Source organism: Kitasatospora sp. NPDC057512, from assembly GCF_042802135.1.
GTDB lineage: Bacteria > Actinomycetota > Actinomycetes > Streptomycetales > Streptomycetaceae > Kitasatospora.
Genome location: NZ_JBHVET010000972.1, coordinates 1 through 2,548 on the forward strand (window position 1 = coordinate 1; position 2,548 = coordinate 2,548).

The 2,548-nt window shown below is 75.8% G+C and carries 3 protein-coding genes and 1 pseudogene; 1 reads left to right on the forward strand and 3 read right to left on the reverse strand.

Annotated features, from left to right (window positions below; all coding sequences use genetic code 11):
- From ACFU6K_RS36420 to ACFU6K_RS36430, 3 genes and pseudogenes are all read right to left on the reverse strand, one after another.
- A pseudogene (locus tag ACFU6K_RS36420) lies at positions 1-588 on the reverse strand (hypothetical protein); the annotation flags it as partial.
- Positions 589-823: 235 nt separating this feature from the next.
- Positions 824-1,060, reverse strand: coding sequence for a DUF6296 family protein (locus ACFU6K_RS36425; protein ID WP_380670545.1), 237 nt, complete (start codon positions 1,058-1,060; stop codon positions 824-826).
- Between the two features lie 15 nt (positions 1,061-1,075).
- Positions 1,076-1,321: a DUF2277 domain-containing protein gene (locus tag ACFU6K_RS36430; RefSeq protein ID WP_380670547.1), complete on the reverse strand. Its 246-nt coding sequence runs from the start codon at positions 1,319-1,321 to the stop codon at positions 1,076-1,078.
- Between the two features lie 211 nt (positions 1,322-1,532).
- Here ACFU6K_RS36430 and ACFU6K_RS36435 point away from each other — a divergent pair.
- Positions 1,533-2,548, forward strand: a 1,016-nt coding sequence (locus ACFU6K_RS36435; protein ID WP_380670549.1) for an MFS transporter, incomplete at its 3' end; no start/stop codon positions are given.

The following is a 2,548-nucleotide window of genomic DNA, read 5'->3' on the forward strand; positions in this document are numbered from 1 at the left end:
CGGGCGCACCAGCAGGCCCGCGTCGATCCCGCGGCGGTTGGCCCAGGCGCCGAGGTAGGCGCCGGCCCGCTGGGTGGCGGTGCCCTGCGCCGGGGTGCCGTAGACCTCGTGCAGTTCGGCGATCAGCTTGATCTCCACGGCCGCGACCGCGAGCGTCTCGGCCGCGATCTCCAGCGGCATCGCGGGCGGCACCGGCAGCATCGCCGCCGCGCCGACGCCGGCGCCGAGCGCGCTGGAGGCCCGGACGGCGCCGGTGACCAGCAGGTCGGCCAGCTGCTCCGGGAAGGCCGCGTCGGGGTGCTGCGCCCGCAGGGCGGCGAGGTCGCGCACCGGGATCCGCGGCGCGGTCCGCACCAGCTGGTCGGTCAGCGCCCGGCCGCCGTACGCGGCGCTCTTGGCCGCCCCCCTGGCCGCTCCCCTGGCGGCGACCCGGCCGCCGTGGCCGAGCAACCGGGCGGTGTGCAGGACCACGGCCCGGCCGCGGCCGCGCTGCCTCGCCGCGTACGCGGCGACCGGGCCCCGGCCGACGGGCTGCTCGGACTCCTCGACCAGTTCGGCGAGCCGCTCGCCCAGGTCGGGCTCTGCCACGTCGGGCCGGCTCCGGCCGGGCTCGGCCGGGTCGGATTCGGAAGGCGGCCGGGAGCGGCCCGGCCTGCGGAAGACTGCCATGGGCTCCGGTACCCCTTTCGCGAGGACGGCGCGGCCCGGGGCCGCCTACCCGGCGATGCGGATTCCCTGCCAACTCGCGGTGGTCATACCGCGATTGTGCCCGACGGGAGGAGTCCGCGCCGGGGTTCCGGACGCTCCGCCGGGCGGTCGGCGGTCAGGGCAGCGGGTGGGCGTGCACCGGCAGGTGCGGGCTCTGGTGGCCGCCGCTGGCGAGGATCCGGACCTCGCCGGCGTCGCTGATCTCCGCCCGGACGATACCGCTCTCGTCCTCGTACACCGGGTGGCCCCCCGGGCCGGTCGCGTCGGTGCGGGCGACCACCACGACGTCCTGCGGGGCCTGGGTGCCCGGGGTGCCGGGGAAGGTGAGGGCGTAGCGCTCGGCGTGGCTCATCACGGCTGCTCCTGCCTACCCGGCGACCTCGGCCGGCACGGCGGCCCGGGCGTGCGTGCCGCGGACCTCCAGCTCGGCGAGCAGTCGGGCGGTGGCCTCCGCGACGGCGTCCACCGCCCGGTCGAAGGCCTCCCGGTTGTGCGCCGCGGGGGCGCGGAACCCGGACACCTTGCGGACGTACTGGAGGGCAGCGGCGCGGAAGTCCTCCTCGTCGGCGTCGGGCGTGACGGGAGGTCGCAGCGTCTTGATGTTGCGGCACATGCTCCCAGTCTCGCGCGCGGGAGCCGCGTCGGCGACCCCCTTTCGTCGGCCGGCGACGCCCTTTCGTCACACGCACCTCACGGCGCCGTCATCCGGCCGGATTAAGATTCCGGACGAACGAATTCGTCCCACCTTCATTCCCGCCTTCATCCCCGCCTTCATCCCGCCGCGCGCTTCCCCGGTCCGTCGGCATCACTCCGGAGTCACCCCCTTGCCTCTCGCGCTGCTCGCGCTGGCCGTCACCGCGTTCGCCATCGGAACCACCGAATTCGCCGCCATGGGGCTGCTCCCCCAGGTCGCCGACAGTCTCCACGTCTCCATCCCACAGGCGGGCTGGCTGATCTCCGCGTACGCGCTGGGGGTGGTGGTCGGTGCGCCGCTGCTGACCGCGCTGGCCGCCGGACGGCCGCGCAAGGCGGTGCTGGTGGCACTGGCCGCACTGTTCGCGACCGGCAACCTGCTGTGCGCGGTGGCCCCGGACTTCTGGACGCTGGCCGCCGCCCGGCTGATCACCGGGCTGCCGCACGGCGCCTTCTTCGGGGCGGGCGCGGTGGCGGCGGCCGAGCTGGTCGCGCCGGACCGGCGGGCCCGGGCGGTGGCCGTGATGTTCTCCGGGCTGACCGTCGCCAACATCGTCGGCGTCCCGGCCGCGACCCTGCTCGGCCAGCACCTGGGCTGGCGGGCGACCATGCTGGTGGTCGTGCTGATCGCGGCCGCCGGAACGGTCGCCATCGCCCGGCTGGTGCCCGCGCTCCCCTCCTCCGGCCAGTCCGGGCTCCGGCACGAGCTGCGGGCCTTCCGCAGCGGCCAGCTCTGGCTGGCGCTGGCCACCGTGGTGTTCGGCTGCGGCGGCTTCTTCGCCTGCTACAGCTACATCGCGCCGCTGCTCACCGAGGTCTCCGGGTACGCGACCGGCTCGGTGACCCTGGTGCTGGCGCTGTTCGGGGTCGGCATGACGATCGGCAACGTGCTGGGCGGGTTCGCCGCCGACCGGGCGCTGCGCCCCACCGTCTGCGCGGCCTTCGTGCTGCTCTCCGCCACCCTGGCGCTGTTCGCGCTGACCGCGCACGCCCGCTGGTCGGCGGCCGTCACGGTGGTGCTGATCGGGCTCTTCGGCTTCGCGATCGTGCCGGCCGTGCAGACCCTGGTGCTCCAGAAGGCGCGCAGCGCGCCGACCCTCGCCTCGGCGACGGTCCAGGGCGCCTTCAACCTGGCCAACGCCCAGGG

Bases quoted from the DNA above. Each gene is read 5' to 3' on its own strand.
- ACFU6K_RS36430 (WP_380670547.1), bottom strand. From the start codon at position 1,321: ATGTGCCGCAACATCAAGACGCTGCGACCTCCCGTCACGCCCGACGCC.
- ACFU6K_RS36425 (WP_380670545.1), bottom strand. From the start codon at position 1,060: ATGAGCCACGCCGAGCGCTACGCCCTCACCTTCCCCGGCACCCCGGGC.